Origin of the sequence: Oceanobacillus profundus, assembly GCF_003515705.1 — a bacterium.
Classification (GTDB): domain Bacteria; phylum Bacillota; class Bacilli; order Bacillales; family Amphibacillaceae; genus Oceanobacillus; species Oceanobacillus profundus.
This window is the reverse complement of the sequence record NZ_QWEH01000014.1, coordinates 1-15,128: the sequence shown is the minus strand read 5'-3', so window position 1 is coordinate 15,128 and position 15,128 is coordinate 1. Positions and strand designations below refer to the sequence as shown.

16 protein-coding genes and 5 pseudogenes are annotated in these 15,128 nt (G+C 36.9%); 5 read left to right on the top strand and 16 right to left on the bottom strand.

What is annotated here, in order from left to right; translation table 11 throughout:
* Positions 1–400: 400 nt before the first annotated feature.
* Positions 401–580: a DUF2187 family protein gene (locus D1B32_RS17130; protein WP_240033823.1), complete on the bottom strand. Its 180-nt coding sequence runs from the start codon at positions 578–580 to the stop codon at positions 401–403.
* Between the two features lie 212 nt (positions 581–792).
* Between D1B32_RS17130 and D1B32_RS23855 the strand changes: the two genes are divergently transcribed.
* Positions 793–957 (top strand): hypothetical protein, encoded by a 165-nt coding sequence (locus D1B32_RS23855; protein ID WP_158586285.1) that lies wholly within the window; start codon positions 793–795, stop codon positions 955–957.
* 364 nt (positions 958–1,321) lie between these two features.
* Here D1B32_RS23855 and D1B32_RS17125 read toward each other — a convergent pair whose 3' ends face one another.
* The 8 genes from D1B32_RS17125 to D1B32_RS17090 all read right to left on the bottom strand — a co-directional run bounded on the left by D1B32_RS17125 (position 1,322) and on the right by D1B32_RS17090 (position 5,628).
* Positions 1,322–2,179 carry a DUF421 domain-containing protein gene (locus D1B32_RS17125; protein ID WP_095308187.1) on the bottom strand — a complete coding sequence of 286 codons (858 nt, stop codon included), beginning with the start codon at positions 2,177–2,179 and terminating at the stop codon, positions 1,322–1,324.
* Between the two features lie 17 nt (positions 2,180–2,196).
* Positions 2,197–2,397 carry a DUF1657 domain-containing protein gene (locus D1B32_RS17120; RefSeq protein WP_095308185.1) on the bottom strand — a complete coding sequence of 67 codons (201 nt, stop codon included), beginning with the start codon at positions 2,395–2,397 and terminating at the stop codon, positions 2,197–2,199.
* 15 nt (positions 2,398–2,412) lie between these two features.
* Entirely contained in the window at positions 2,413–2,763 is a 351-nt protein-coding gene (spoVAE, locus tag D1B32_RS17115) for a stage V sporulation protein AE (RefSeq protein ID WP_095308183.1), read from the bottom strand.
* Complete coding sequence (spoVAD, locus tag D1B32_RS17110) at positions 2,760–3,776, bottom strand: stage V sporulation protein AD (protein ID WP_095308181.1); 1,017 nt, start codon at positions 3,774–3,776, stop codon at positions 2,760–2,762. The genes spoVAE and spoVAD overlap by 4 nt, the downstream gene beginning before the upstream one ends.
* On the bottom strand, positions 3,777–4,256 hold the full coding sequence (spoVAC, locus tag D1B32_RS17105) for a stage V sporulation protein AC (RefSeq protein ID WP_095308179.1): 480 nt from the start codon (positions 4,254–4,256) through the stop codon (positions 3,777–3,779). It lies immediately after the preceding gene.
* Between the two features lie 20 nt (positions 4,257–4,276).
* Positions 4,277–4,741, bottom strand: a complete 465-nt coding sequence (locus tag D1B32_RS17100) for a hypothetical protein (protein ID WP_095308177.1) — start codon at positions 4,739–4,741, stop codon at positions 4,277–4,279.
* A gap of 75 nt (positions 4,742–4,816) precedes the next feature.
* Positions 4,817–5,020 (bottom strand): DUF1657 domain-containing protein, encoded by a 204-nt coding sequence (locus tag D1B32_RS17095; protein ID WP_095308175.1) that lies wholly within the window; start codon positions 5,018–5,020, stop codon positions 4,817–4,819.
* A gap of 335 nt (positions 5,021–5,355) precedes the next feature.
* Positions 5,356–5,628 carry a thiamine pyrophosphate-binding protein gene (locus D1B32_RS17090; protein ID WP_262366379.1) on the bottom strand — a complete coding sequence of 91 codons (273 nt, stop codon included), beginning with the start codon at positions 5,626–5,628 and terminating at the stop codon, positions 5,356–5,358.
* Between the two features lie 784 nt (positions 5,629–6,412).
* Between D1B32_RS17090 and D1B32_RS24300 the strand changes: the two genes are divergently transcribed.
* A complete protein-coding gene (locus D1B32_RS24300; protein ID WP_240033831.1) occupies positions 6,413–6,556 on the top strand; it encodes a hypothetical protein in 144 nt (47 codons plus the stop codon).
* 13 nt (positions 6,557–6,569) lie between these two features.
* Here D1B32_RS24300 and D1B32_RS24465 read toward each other — a convergent pair.
* From D1B32_RS24465 to D1B32_RS17070, 6 genes and pseudogenes are all read right to left on the bottom strand, one after another.
* Positions 6,570–6,638, bottom strand: a pseudogene (locus D1B32_RS24465) (hypothetical protein); the annotation flags it as partial.
* Positions 6,613–7,576: pseudogene (locus D1B32_RS17085) on the bottom strand (amidase). The pseudogenes D1B32_RS17085 and D1B32_RS24465, both read right to left, overlap by 26 nt.
* A 51-nt stretch (positions 7,577–7,627) precedes the next feature.
* Positions 7,628–7,831 carry a hypothetical protein gene (locus D1B32_RS24295; RefSeq protein WP_240033822.1) on the bottom strand — a complete coding sequence of 68 codons (204 nt, stop codon included), beginning with the start codon at positions 7,829–7,831 and terminating at the stop codon, positions 7,628–7,630.
* A 512-nt stretch (positions 7,832–8,343) separates the two neighbouring features.
* Positions 8,344–8,853: a DUF3231 family protein gene (locus D1B32_RS17080; protein ID WP_118889971.1), complete on the bottom strand. Its 510-nt coding sequence runs from the start codon at positions 8,851–8,853 to the stop codon at positions 8,344–8,346.
* 188 nt (positions 8,854–9,041) lie between these two features.
* Positions 9,042–10,003, bottom strand: a pseudogene (locus D1B32_RS17075) (IS110 family RNA-guided transposase); the annotation flags it as partial.
* 266 nt (positions 10,004–10,269) lie between these two features.
* Positions 10,270–10,863 (bottom strand): annotated as a pseudogene (locus D1B32_RS17070) (endonuclease V).
* Between the two features lie 302 nt (positions 10,864–11,165).
* On the opposite strand from D1B32_RS17070, the gene D1B32_RS17065 reads away from it, so the two are divergent.
* Positions 11,166–12,410 carry an MFS transporter gene (locus D1B32_RS17065; RefSeq protein ID WP_392391080.1) on the top strand — a complete coding sequence of 415 codons (1,245 nt, stop codon included), beginning with the start codon at positions 11,166–11,168 and terminating at the stop codon, positions 12,408–12,410.
* Between the two features lie 1,583 nt (positions 12,411–13,993).
* On the opposite strand, the pseudogene D1B32_RS24615 reads toward D1B32_RS17065, so the two are convergent.
* Positions 13,994–14,403: pseudogene (locus D1B32_RS24615) on the bottom strand (EamA family transporter); the annotation flags it as partial.
* Positions 14,404–14,681: 278 nt separating this feature from the next.
* Here D1B32_RS24615 and D1B32_RS17050 point away from each other — a divergent pair.
* On the top strand, positions 14,682–14,894 hold the full coding sequence (locus D1B32_RS17050) for a YuzF family protein (RefSeq protein ID WP_095308167.1): 213 nt from the start codon (positions 14,682–14,684) through the stop codon (positions 14,892–14,894).
* Positions 14,895–14,956: 62 nt separating this feature from the next.
* On the top strand, positions 14,957–15,128 hold a 172-nt coding region (locus tag D1B32_RS17045), incomplete at its 3' end, for a manganese catalase family protein (RefSeq protein WP_193552330.1).

Here is a 15,128-nt window from a genome sequence, read left to right as displayed (position 1 = left end):
ATAAATGAGATATTGGGAATTTTTAATACTGGAATATCCTTAACGTTGTAAATATGTCAATTATCTTAACTTCGATGTGAGAACTATTGGAATATCAAAGGTTTCACATCATTTACATGTATTCAACGTAAATACTAAATTATAAGATTTGTTTATTAGTTGTGTTTTGTTAAATTAAAGCATCGTGAGTTGCATAAAATTATAACTTCTAAGCTATCCCAAAAACACTTCTATTTCATTTAAAAACTCTAATTTCCTAATATCCTTTACTTTGGCTCTCCCTGGTTTGGATCGCGCATCCTAATTTATTCTTTTTTTATGAGGAATTTATTCAGCATTTATATAAATTTGAAAGGCGCTTTCCTGATTGGGAAAGCGCCTTTTTAATGCTATAAACTTATCAGATAATCTCATAATTTTTATGTCCAATAACTGTTTTATCTCCTTCAAACTCCAGATTGGTTGTATTTTCAGTAACCGATACCATCACTGAATTCTGATAGATCTTTTCGACAATCCCCTTTACCCCAGACTTAAAAGAGATTTCGTCACCGATCCCTGCAATATTATTTATTTCCAATGTATGTCCCACCTTCACATAAATTATCTGTTGGATGTTCCTTTTTTGTTATTACATTTAACATCCAACTTAACAATCTTATTTAAGCTTTCCAATTTTGGGATTTAAATACAGGTTATTAGTTGGTGAATTCAAAGAACGAATAGCAATAACTGGATGTTGGACCATTGATTCTTGATCCACTTATATAGTTGTTACGATAGAGAGCAATGATGGAACGATTCAAAAGCAAAAAGAGCCAATATCAAATTCAATATTGTGTATTCGATATTATTTATTATCCTGGTGAAATGACTACATCCTTATCACTAATCGAACGTAAAGATATACTGAATCAGTTGGAATTCAATTCTGAACGGATTGTACATGTTCAGTAGCCTCTTGCTCTTGTAGGGGTCTTACCTACTGTCCTCGAGATAGATTCTACGTGTATTTGGGCTACTTGTATAACGTTTTTCTATAACAGAATTCATTAACTGAAAGAAATGACAATGAAATTTCCCGTATAGACTAAACAGTCTGGGCGGTGATTCCTGCTTAGAATATCAGTGTCCGAATACACCAAGATTGGTTTTCTTGAGAAGGCTGGAGGCTGTACATTAGGTGCTTAAACGCAAGTGTGATTCCGGACGGCGCCAGTAAGACCCATCTTTGAAAATTAGTCAATAGTATATCGCATTTTGCATCAGTTATAAGCATTATAAAGTAACCAACAATGCGGACAAGTGCTTACAAAGAAAGCTAATTCAAATAAGAAGAGATTGTAGCAATTGCAGATTGCAGTTTTTTACTATTCCTTTGGTACATTTCTTTTGATTCCGGATTTTCGGTTGAAAGAGCAAATAATTCCAAATCAGCCTGACACTTCTTCATGGTTGCTAGAAGAAGTGGCTTCTCCGTCGGTGCCGGAACAGCAATCATGTCATCATATAAGTCAACAGTCAGCTGCCCATCACTATCCGCTTGGGCTAAGAAAACATTTTCAATGCTGACATTCATTTTATCAAGCTCGGTTTCCAGCCAGTTTGTGTTTAGTGACAGATTTGCTAGTGGCTCCAGTAACACATTACCATCCATAACAACTGTTTGTGGTTCCTTTGTGGGAGCTAGTTTAATTCCTAAATCTTTCGCCGTGAGGGGACGACTTTCTCTTTTAGGCAGGACGCTCAAACTTCCATTTGGTTCTAAAACAGCAAATTCAACGTCTGATGCTAGAAATATATTGTTATTACGAAGTTTTTCCAACAAGTCATCCGTAGAGTAACCTTCCTTTTTTAAGTTATCCTCCATAATTTTTCCGTCCTGGATAAATACGACGCCCTTCCCCTCTGTAAAGTCCCGAAAAGCTTTACTTTTTAGAGCTATTTTCTCTACCCCAAATGGAACTATGAACCAAACAACCATCGCAATGAAGGCATAGCTAAAATTTGTATCTGGATTGACGGTATGAATGGCCGCAACGCTTCCAAGAACAATTCCAGAGATATACTCAAAACTATTTAACTGTGATAGATGCTTTGATCCAAGCCATTTGGTTAGAAAAAACAAAAATGCAATTAATGTTAAAGACCTTAACAAGACAATGATCCATTCCGGCACAGCGATTCTTCCTCTCTCTATTTATATTGCGGTTCTTGCTTCGAAAGCAACACCACTTGCTTCTGCAGGTCATTCTTAATCTCTTTAATTAGTTGTTCGGTATGTTCAAGTGCTTGTTTGGAATCTATGTTCTGTGTTTTGTTCGATAATACACCTAGACTTGCTTCAATGCTTTTAATGGATGAATAGCATCCTTTAACCTGCGAACCGACAGTCATACGATCAGCCTCCATTTAGCCTTTAGGTTTGAAAATTAATGCACCAATGACCCCGAAAATGATAGCGGAAGATATACCGGAACTCGTCACTTCAAACATTCCGGTGACAACACCAATGATCCCATGTTTTTCAGCTTCCTGCATTGCTCCATGAACAAGAGAATTCCCAAAGCTTGTAATCGGTACGGTGGCACCTGCACCAGCAAAATCAATTAATGGCTCATACAAACCAAATCCATCAAGTATTGCTCCACTTACAACTAAAATTGTCAATGTATGTGCAGGGGATAGTTTAAAAACATCAAACATGATTTGACCGATGACACAAATAAGTCCACCAACGATAAATGCCCAGAAAAATATCATACCTGATCACTTCCTGATTCAATTGATACTGCATGTGCAATACATGGGAGAGTATCTCCTTGCTGTACACTTAAGGTAGATTGCAAGGCGCCAGTTGCAACTACTAATATTCGTTTGGTTTCTCCTTGTGCCATCTGTTTAAGAAAATGCCCATACGTTACAACAGCAGAACATGCCGCACCACTCGCACCAGCAAGAACAGGCTGACCTTCCCGATAAATTGTAAGCCCACAATCCACATATTTACTATCCTCGATTGGAATGTCTCTATTATGCATATAGTCCAAGGATACCTCTCTTCCAACATGACCGAGATCTCCAGTAATAATTAAATCATAGTAGGAGGGATCGACATTTCTTTCCTTTAAATGAGTTTCAATGGTATCAGCAGCTGCGGGAGCCATTGCACCGCCCATATTGAAAGGATCTGTCATTCCCATATCGACAACTTTTCCGATTGTTGCCGATGTTATTTTTGGACCAACGCCCGTCTTTGCTACCAATGCACATCCTGCACCAGTGACAGTCCATTGGGCAGTTGGAGGTTTCTGACCACCATACTCCGTAGGGTACCGAAACTGCTTTTCTGTGGCTGCATTGTGACTGGATGAACCACTTAATACATAATTGGCACCACCACCATTGATGATTGCTGCCGATAATGCCAAGCTTTCCATTGATGTTGCACAGGCACTGAATAAGCCGAAATAGGGGAGACCCATTGTACTGGCGGCAAAGGTTGTCGGGGTTATTTGATTGATTAGGTCACCACCGATAAAAAATTGAACTTGTTCTTTTTCGATAGAACTCTTTTTTACAGCAATTTGACAAGCTTCTTCCATCATTTTCTGTTGAGATTTCTCAAAGGAATCCTGTTTAAGCCACATGTCATCATGAAGTGTGTCGAATGCTTCTGGTATATTTCCGTTCGCTTCAAAAGGTCCACCAACAGTACCAGTGGTTAGAATGACGGGTTTATTATTAAATATCCATGTTTGATGTCCGGCTAGCATTTAAAACCCCCCCCATTGAACGAGAATCGTTTTGATTAGAGCGACAATGAAAGCTGAAAAGACACCATATACAATCACTGGACCCGCCAATTTAAGCATATTACTGCCAACCCCTAATACAAAACCTTCTGTACGGTATTCAATGGCAGATGATATTACTGCATTTCCGAACCCTGTTACAGGTACTGCTGAACCAGCTCCAGAAAACTGGCCGATTCTGTCATAAACACCAAACCCTGTTAAAAGCATAGTTATAAAAATAAGTGTTGCTGTAGTTGGGTTTCCAGCAGTTTGTTCGGTGAATTTAAAATTATATATATAAAAAGTAGTAATAATTTGTCCAATAAAGCAAATAATCCCGCCAACTAAAAAAGCTTTTATGCAGTTTTTCAGCAAGGGTCTTTTTACTTCCCTTTTTGACTGGAAATCCTGGTATTTCTGTGCTTCGGGTGGTAAGTTTTTCTTTTTCTCATCAGCCATAGATTATTTCACCCTTTCTGTTAGGTCTGTTCCTTTGCCAATTTTGCAATCTGCTTAAATTTTTTCTCCATTTCCTTTTTTGAGATATCGTTATGATGGATTTTCTGCTCGAGCTTTTCAAGTTCAAGAACAATCTTTTTATCAGTTGAAAACTCAATCTTCATATCCTTGAAATGCTTTTTCATTTCTTTTTTGTATTTCTTTTCTAGTTGTGACATGGTGAACCGTTCATGATGCTCGACTTCAACTGCAATAAAAAGGCTATCCTTTGTATTCACAGATTTTATAGCCGTTATTTCTTCATAGTCGCTTAAAATATCTTTTGCTTTATTAGATGGTTGCTGACTAATTAGTTTTTCATTGGAAATCTTTGTAATATCCGGAGAATCAACGCTTTGTTGTCCTTGTTCCTGTGGTGGTTCATTTCCACAAGCGGTCAATAATAAAGCTAAACAAAGGAAAAAAAATACTGTGGTTGTTCGCATATCTCACACCCATCTCTTCATTTGAGGTATGTAGGAGGCTACTAAAAGCCCTCCTTTAGTTACTCGCCAATGCCTTTATTGTTTGTATTGTGGTTCTTCTTGTTCTATTTGAGTAACTCTTGGTTCTACATTGTTTAGTACGCCCATAGTTTGTTGTGCTGCATCTTGATATAGTTGTTTTGCTTGTTTGTTTTCTGTCTCAAGTGCAAACTGTTCAAAACTTGCCTGAACACTTTTCAATCCTGCAATTGTTTGTTTTACTTGTGTTGCTACTGTCATTTCATCCCTCCTCATTACTTGCACTATGTATTTTGTAGATATAGTAATTAAATATACTTGTTAAGTTCTACCATTTCTGTAGATGAAGGTTAGGTGTTTAATTTCTTATAGGTCAATTTGTTAGTAAGCAGAAGAAATAGATCACACGCTTTTAAGATGTGGTCTAATGTTATGATTTATGTTTGCGGGCGGTGTTGGGTAAAAAGCCATCGCTAACGGGCTGTATCCAAATATCTTTCGGTATAGATAGATGGGCCACACCACCTTTTCCGAGTGCTGCTTTCCGATATTCATAATCCGGGGAAGGAGTGGCTGTCCGTAACCAAAGAGGAATATTATGCGAGTGGTGCGATTAGCTGTTGCTGATTGATGTCCTGAGCTGTACCAGTACCAATTTGTGTTCGTTCCACTTGCCCGGTGATTGCGAAAACAGGCGCTTTATCTTGCCATGCGTCAACTAATCCATTAAGTAAAACAGTAATACCAGACCCAGAAGTTGCAGTACACACCGTCATTTTCCCCGTCAATTTGGCTTCAGCACTGGCCATTAATGCCGCGTTCATTTCATGTCGGCAAGCGATATATGAATGTTGCTCTGCTTTCCCAATTCGTCCATTAAAAACAAAATGCCATCACCTATGACAAGGGGGCTTTATACAGCATTACCGAACATTCCACTACAGCCCACTTGGTTTATAAGCTTGGATTGGAAAGGAACTTCTTCCGTTTTGTGTAAGGGAGTTCCTTTACCCTTTTTTATACTGCTAAATGCCCTCGAAAATACATTATAAAGATAGTAAATAATTTTCCGGTTTTCAACATAATAACGGATATTAAACTCTTAAAGGAATGATAAGATTGCAGCATGAAACTAACAGGAACGTCGCGGAACATCTTGTTCAACAGCTAACAAAGTGGGGAGTAAAAAGAATTTATGGCAAAGGTATCAGTATTTGCCTATATTCAGGAAAATATAGGAGGGCTTATTATGAACAATAACTATAACTTGAAACGTGAAAACTGTAATAACGACAATAGAAAACAAGCAATTTCAAGATGTAAATAATGTGGAATTTTCGAATGAAAAGAGTTTCTCAATAAAGACGACTTGAATGAGACGAACAAAAGTAAAAACAATCAACACGATAACCGCAAATAGTTAGGCTTTTAAGAAATCTATAAAACGAATTGTTATTCGTTTTATAGATTTCTGTCTTTTTGGTAATGTTCGGGCTCAATTGACAAATGGTCCCGGTAAACGCGCCGATCGGGTAGGAATGTGGGGATTTCCACAGTGCGAGCTTTTAGTTAAGAAGACGTTAGGCACCTTCTTGTCTAAGGGTAATGAGGAACTTATAGTTTAGTACATAGCGTTAGATGGAGCACGGAACGATGGGAAGCTATCATATTCCGTGTGGAGCAGGGGAAAAGCTGGAGATAATCTATTTGTTTTTTTCATTTCTAATTCTAATGCTGTACCTAATTGATATAACACTTCCTCTTGATGATGTTTACCAATTAGCTGTAAACCAATAGGTAGACCTTCCTTCGACATGCCACAAGGAATAGTTAAAGCAGGATTTCCTGTATAGTTAAATGGTGATGTTAATTTTAACAATGCATGCTGGGCTGTAACAGTCGCACCATTGATCTACTCTTTGTCCAATATTAGGTGGCAAGATTGGTAATGTAGGTACTAATAAAGCGTTCATCTCATCAAATATACGATTGAGATTTTCTATTAACTTAGCTCTTTTTGTTTGTGCTTGGATATATTCGTACCCTTTTACTTGTTTACTAGCTAATAATCTTTCATACACTTCCTCATCCATTTCATGATGATACCTTTCTAGATGATCAGCATGTACCGCGGATGCTTCTGCTTTAATTGTAACAGCCTGTTCTGCTGCAATTTCCTCAATCCCTGGTAGAGATACTTCTTTCCTATTTAATTGTAATGGCTTAAAAATGTTAAGTGCTTTATCGATACTTGCCTTTATTTCTTTATCCACATCCGTGAAAAAGTCATTCGTTGCAACCCCTATTGTCATTCCTTTTACATCTTCACCTATTAACCTTGTATAATCGGTCTGTTCATTTTTATTCAATGAATATGGATCTTCTGGGTCGTATCCTGCAATGATATTAAGTAATAAAGCATTATCGTTAATATTTGTAGTAATTGGTCCTAAATGATCGAGTGTATAAGCAAGTGGAAAAGATCCCTTTTTACTTACTAGACCAAATGTCGGTTTCATACCAATCACCCCACAAGCTGAGGGGAATTCGAACTGAACCACCTGTATCCGTTCCAATTGAAGCCGGAACGAGCTGAGCAGCAACAGCTACCGCAGAACCACTACTTGATCCTCATGATATTTTACCTGTGTGATACGGATTTCGACAGGCTCCAAAATATGAGCGATCACCAGTGGGACCGTAGGCAAACTCATGCGTATTCGCCTTTCCAATAATAATAGCTCCTGCTTGTTTTAACTTGTTAATTATCGTTGCATCAGTTGTAAGGACAAAATCTTCATATAATTTAGAGCGCATAGTTGTTCTAATCCCTTTTGTATCAATCAAATCTTTAATCGCAATGGGTATTCAATGCAAAAGCCCCCTTACTTTACCGTCTATTAATTCTTGTTCTAATGTTTTTGCATGTTCGATTGCCTCTGTTTCCGATACGGTAATAAAAACATTATATTCGGAAGCTTTCGCTTTTATTTTTCTTAATGTTTCATTCACTAAATCTAATGGAGTGATTTTTCGATCTACCATTGATTGATGGATATCCATGATATTCATTCCTAACTTCCCCCTTCACTAAATTGCAGGTACTTCTTTTTTCTTTCTTATCCCTGGTTTTACAAACAACATCGCTACCATACCAATAACAGAAGCACTGCTGCTTGCGGTAAACATAGATGAATAACCATAGCTAAGCACAGCTTATGTTTTATTATTTTTGAGATGTTATAAAAGGAATATTCCGTTGCTTAATTATTCTTAATTATTCCGCAAGAAGTCGAAAGGCAGTTGTTAACGTTGTTAACATTGGCAAAAGAAAAATATCAACATACAACAAAAATCGCCAAAGTTGCAATTAAGGCCATTACTCCTGCAACTGAATTCACCGCGCAAACGGAGTTCGAATTTTTTGGTAAATGTCCGAAAGGATTTACTTAGCTTGGTGGCATAGTGTAGACTAAATTTACAGAATTATTATACATAAAATAATGCAATATAAAGTTTGTGAAAAGATGTACTTACGCTAACTGGCAGGATAATACAATAAGATAAAGAGTAAACCTAAAGGTTTACTCTTCAATGTTACTATGATGAAGGGGTGGTGGAACTAACCATCCTTTTTCTTTATTTAATCGCAGAATTTTGGCTCCAAGTGTTGCCTTTTGAACATGAAATTGACCGAACATCGTTGCAATATCTTCTCGAATGGATTGCCCGATAATTGTACTGCATGCTACTAATCCTGCTGCAATGTTTCCTGAAAGCATAGCTGCTATTTCAGGGTCTGAAAAACGCGCTCCAGCTGGAATGTCATTCAAGTTAGCTTTAGGTTGCTCAGGGGGGGTTGGGGGTAATGCAACACCATTTGCTTTTAATAGGCTTTCAATCTCTTTAATTTCTTGCTGTCCACCCCGTATGGCTTCTTCAAGTAATTTTTGTAAGTCTTCATCACCTGCATGATTTAGGTGAGTTTGATAACCTGCAATAGCCCCTTTTGCCGTTAATAGAAATGACCATGTACTAAATACTTCACCATAGTGCATGGGTTCATCTGTTGGATTTCCACTTAAAATGCCCATTGTAATCCTCCTTATTAAATTCATGTTTAGTGCACCTTCCATAATGCACCTTAATATGTTTCCCAGTTATTTTTAAAATATTTATATTTAAGCTAAACCAGCTAATAGTTGTCAATATTTTTCACATAAAAAATTAAATTTCTCATGATATACTAAAAAAATACACATGCCAAATAACTCTCCATTATTCAGTGGTTGGAAGGTTTTACTATATTTAGTGCTATATCTTGGAAAGTAGTTCTGCTTTTTAGTAGGGTGTAAATCCAGTGTAAGAGCTTATTTACACATGCAATAACTGCTACTCTAAAGGGTTTGCCTTCTTCACTTTTTTTATCGTAAAACTCTCTTAGTCTCTTATTGCGTGCTATTATCTCGTCAGTCGTTTTCTTTTTACGAGAATCACGAATACCACTTTGAACAGCCATATATAGGGCGTGCCGTATTCAATTAGATCCTCGTTTGGTGATTCGATTTACTGATGCTGTAAACTTACCAGAAGAGTAAACACTCGGATCCACTCCAGCGAATGCAACGAGCTTTTTGGTATTACTAAATCGATCTATCTCCAATCTCGGAAATAATCGTGGCAGCGATTTTTTCTCCGATTCCAGGAATAGATTGCAGAATATGATATTCTTCTTCTTTAGCCAGGGCATCTATTTCAGTCGCAATCTTAGATAGATGCTCTTGGTATTGAAGAACAAGATTAACTAACATTTCAAGATTAAAGATATTACTCTGATACAGGTTGTTTTGGAACGGATTACGTAGGGCAGCTTCTTTTAACTTTTTTGCCCTTTCTTGTGCCCAAAGATCTGAACGACTTTTACATAATGAACTTATCTTCTCTGATAATTCCTTTTCACTTGCACTTAATACAGCCTCGGATGTTGGGAATGCTAGTAAAGTAAGCAAAGATACCCTTGAATATAAACTCCCAAACACACCTCTATATTCTGGAAATACTTGATCTAACAAGGCGTGTAACTGTATCTTAGTTTTGGCTGATATATCTGCAATACTTTCTTGTTGTCTAGTAAGGTTACGAAGGTTTAAAAAGTTGAACACCTCGCTTTTTATAAGGCTCTAACTCTTCTTTATAAAACAGTTCACAAAGGTGATAGGCATCTACTGCATCTGTTTTAACTTTATCGTACGGGAATTCGACTTTTTTAGGTTAAAAATCAATTAGTATACAGAATTCCCGAAATGTCGGCTATATCCCAACATGCAAAATATCGGTTAAAATAAGTGCAAGATAGCGTCTAAAGTGGACAGGCAGTGCATAAGCTCTACCACCGCTTCTGAATCCATCAGACATAGATATCCCTTTTTCCGTAATTAATATAAGACTATAAAGTCTCCCGTAATACATTATGTATAAGTAATTGAATATAATTGGGGTAAATTAACAACCTACTGGTTCCTAGCCATTTGTTTTCTCATACGCTTTATTTCCAAATCGGCCATCCTTACTGGAATTGGCAGACGACTTTCATCATTAATTAAGTTTAATGTAATTTTTGTAGTTGTTTGTAAATCAATATAGTTTCCACAAGGGATGAAAATGGGTGTTACGTCTTTATGAGTACGCAAAACTCTGCCATATATTTCATCCCTTACGATAATATCTTCATAAGAATCTGCTTCCCAGACATCATGAAATCAACACCATGTATTTTAAAGTAGCTTTTTGCTACTCCGATAGTTGGCTTATCAAAAAAAGGAGGCGTGTGCCGCAATTCCCATATGACTGGGATGCAGATATCCATTTCCGTCGAACATAAAAAGATCCGGTATGTTAGAAAGTCCCCTAGCTGCTTTGATAACGAGTGGAAGTTCTCCAAATGCTAAATATACGGGAACGTACGGAAAAGTAATCTTTCTGGTGCTACGTGCTTTTTCAACAAATGCCTTCGTTTCATCATTGATAACGATAATGCAACAGACTCCCCATTCAATTTCTTCCTCTTCCCAGTATGCTAAATATACCCCCGCACAAAACTTTATACTTTTATATATTTTTTAGGCTAATTTGCTAAAGAAATGGTTCTGAATGATTTCAAACTTTTCTATTTCAAAGTTTAGTGGATGTATTTCTTCAATTTTCGTTTTAATTCCTCCCTCGTAAATTTATCACTTTCCTCGTTGATGGTTATATTATATCATCTTTGCTTGTGTAACTTTCCGCCCGAATTCCAAGTGGAATGGCCACGGAAAATAAAGGGTTCATTATATAGCAAAACTTCATAGAAAGGTTATTTCTCGTACATACTAAACACAGTGTGGTTTTAAATGAAAGGAGTTTCATGATGTCGAAGAAAAAGGTTGAAATATCCCAGGATGAAATAGACAAAAAGCGTTGGGCAATTATATCGCTTGCCTCTATCCCCTTAATTATGACACTGGGAAATTCAATGCTTATCCCCATTCTTCCTTTAATGGAAAAAAAGCTTGATATCACAACGGTACAATCCAGTTATATAATCACCCTATATTCCATTGTCGCAATCGTTCTTATTCCCATCGCTGGGTATTTATCGGATCGGTTTGGACGGAAAATTGTAATCCTTCCCTCATTAATCATTGCTGGAATTGGTGGCCTTGTCTCAGGATGGGCCGCATGGAAAATGGAAAGTCCCTATTTTTTTATTATGATTGGAAGGGTCCTGCAAGGTATTGGAGCCGCAGGTACCGCCCCTATTGTTATGCCTTTAATTGGGGATCTTTTCAAGAAAGACGAAGAAGTAAGTTCTTCCCTTGGCATTATTGAAACTTCTAACACATTTGGAAAAGTTTTAAGCCCAATACTGGGATCCCTACTAGCAGGATTTATCTGGTTTCTACCCTTTTTCGCCTTTCCGGTATTTTGTCTGATTTCTGCTTTACTAATCTTATTTTTAATCAAAAAGCCTAAGAAGGAAGAAGAGCCTTTAACATTTAAGCTATTCACGCAAAATACAAAGTCTATTTTCCGCATGCATGGTAAATGGTTATTTGCAGTATTTATTATCGGTATCATTTTAATGTTTATGCTATTTAGTATTCTCTTCTATTTATCAAACATATTAGAAGATGAACATCATTTTACGGGGATTAAAAAGGGATTTATTTTAGCTATTCCACTAGCCTCCCTTTGTATTTCATCATTTATAGCAGGAAAGGTTATTAAAGATAATATGGTGACGATGAAATGGATTACTTTTGGAGGGATTGTGCTATCTGGGGTGTCCGCTTTAGCTGTAAGTTTTTCAGCTCAACTCATCTATTTGCTCGCTGTGTTTTTAACATGTGGCATTGGAATCGGTGTGAGCCTCCCTTGCCTTGATGCGCTTATTACCCAGACAATTGAAAAGGAAACACGTGGGACAATCACATCCTTTTATAGTGCGATGCGCTTTGTAGGTGTCGCAGCAGGACCACCCGTTATGGCCCTTTTTATGAAGCATAATGTATCGTTTATGTTTATATTACTTGCCGTATTTGGTCTCATTGCTGCGTTATTGGCATTTAAGATCCTACGACCCCCAAAAGAAAGTGATAAAAGGCCTGTGTAACAACCAGTTGAATCCCCCATTTAATTCTTTTTTAAGATAAATAACTAGAAAGGCTGCGGTAGTTTATCCCCTACTGCAGCCTTTTTAACCTATTTTACTTAATAGCTTTTATCAATGGATTTCCGTTCCAAATACGCTTTCTCCATACCCAATTCTCTGTTAATTAATAATCCCATTCCCTCTAAATCCATCATCGTCATCGTTACAATATGGTCTGCTTTTGACCAATCGACACTATAAACAAAATAGTAGTGATTTATAAATTATTAATCTTAAGACAACCACTGAGTTTGGGAACTTATCAAATCTTGCCCTTATTCCCCGTCGCCCCTTGAACCTTCATTATGAAGGTTCAAGGGGCAAAGGAGGTGCATACTTATTTATTTGCTTCTTCTTGATTTATTATGTAAGTAAATAAAATTAGTACCAATTCATTGGTTTCACACCTCCTCAAACTTTGATAGACAAAATAATCCCAAACTCTCATACAAGGGGGGCCGGGATCTTAATAACGGAAGATGCTTAAACGTAGTAAACCTCCAAATACACTATATAGTTCCATATTCGTTTATTTAACAAATTTTACATTGAATGCTTTCTGCTTTTTCTCAGAAAAAAATCCTAATACAAATTTATAAGGTGGGATAGTATGTCTAATTTTATTTTGAGAGTTTTCAAAGAAACAGGTAGTGTGGGTGTATACTTGCTTTTAAAGAAATTAGAAGGAGAAATCAATAACAAGGGTACAGTACTATACACAAAGCGCCCATAGTAGGCACCAAAATAAGTGAACAAATAGCAATAACTGGATGTTGGGGACCATAGTTGTTGTTTCGGACAACTGTATGGGTAGCGTCAGGAAAATGCAGATATACAACGTTAAGCAAATTAGAGCATGAAAGGTTGGTTCCTTTACAATATTTAGGAACCAATTTTCTGATTTATTTTATTAAGCTAAAGCCCCCGATTATGGAAGATTTGAATTCAAGGTAAAAGGACAACAATGATAACGTTATCCTTTAGTTAGATACTCTTCTTTATTATTAAGCCTATGCTAGCATTAGCTTGAAATTCGTATAATACTGTTTTTGTTTCTACTCACAACCTCTGGTGATCTTTTATTTCATTTAGATATTTATATTCATTACCCTCTAAATCTATAGTTGGGAAAATGCGAATCACCTCTTTAGTTACCCTTAGCATTTCATCTATTGTGTTTAAATGAAATTAAGAATTCTAAACTATCAGAATACATAAATAGGAAGTGAGACGACAATAATAAATCGTGATTTTAAATGGTAAAGATGGTAATGCAACGAGGATATAATGTTCATTATGTTCTCTCATATCACTTGAACAATCCTTTAAAGCCTTCAATCGTTGAGCTCGTAAGCTTCAATGTCATTAAAATAATCCCATACATAATTAGACCTCGCTTTTTTCATGCTTTCCATAGCGTGCTCTAAGTCATGATAATCTTTGCTCTCAAGGGAATCTACCGAATGATCATAGGGAATGTCCCCTACTGTTACATCTAACGTACTGATTAGTTACTATCGTAAAAGAACATGCTCCCGCGGGATAACAGCGCCGATTAAAGCAATTCCCATCGCCAATAATGCAGACTTCGTCGTGCGTTCCTTGTATAAAATAAAGCCTCTAATCAATCAAACGATAGGCTGCAAAGCAAGGATGATTGTTGAACTTGCGACAGAAGTTAGTTTTAACAATCCGAACCATAGTGCAAAATGTAATTCTAGAAATAATTCTGAAAAGAATAACAATAGCCATTCCTTTTGGGATATTTTTTGGAATTCTTCCCGCCTTGTCCAGACAAAGGGGAATAATAAAATCGCTGCCATCCACATGCGGTACATACTGGATCGTTGCCGGTGCTTCAGACCCTTTTAACGAAGATGGCAGAGAATGATATTGCGATAATTGAGACGAATAACGGCAAGACAATCAACTTTGAAGAGTTTTCATTATTCAATGTTACATTCTCCTTGTTAGCTTAGAATAGGATATTGCATGGTAGCTAATCGATTATACTTCAGCTTGCGCAAGGGGATAAGGAGAGCGCGATTTATGCGGCGATAGTTTTTCCTTTCTGTTTTAGGATATAAATGCTCATCGATGTAAAAATAAGCTTTGTTTAACATCAACTGAATATCTTATAAATATGAAAAATATAATATTAAATAGACGAATACACATTTTTCCTTATTTGCATATACTGCTAAGGGCTTTAGAGAAAAGGAGTGTGTAAAAATGAGTGAAAAATGGAATATTAATGATCCGTATGTTTATCAGGCTTTAACGGGACTTCATAATCAATCCCTTGCCGTTCAAACGACACGTGGCTCAGTACGAGGTATATTACAACAGGTCATGCCTGATCATATCGTCATCATGATGGGCGGGGCACCATTCTATATTCGTACAGCGCAAATAATTTGGTTTCAACCGATAATGTGTGAATAAGCCAAGCTCCATCCAACATATGATGTCAATGGTTATTATTTACGGATGGAGGCGTAAAGCTCATGATGAAACGTGTGAATAAAATCGCCATTGAGTTACCATATCCGGAACATGGCGATATGAATGCTGCAGCAGCTGTTCAGGAATTAATGGGAGGCAAATTCGGTGAAATGTCCACCTTAAACAATTACATGTTCCAATCCTTTAATTTCCGTGGTAAAAAAAAGCTAAAGC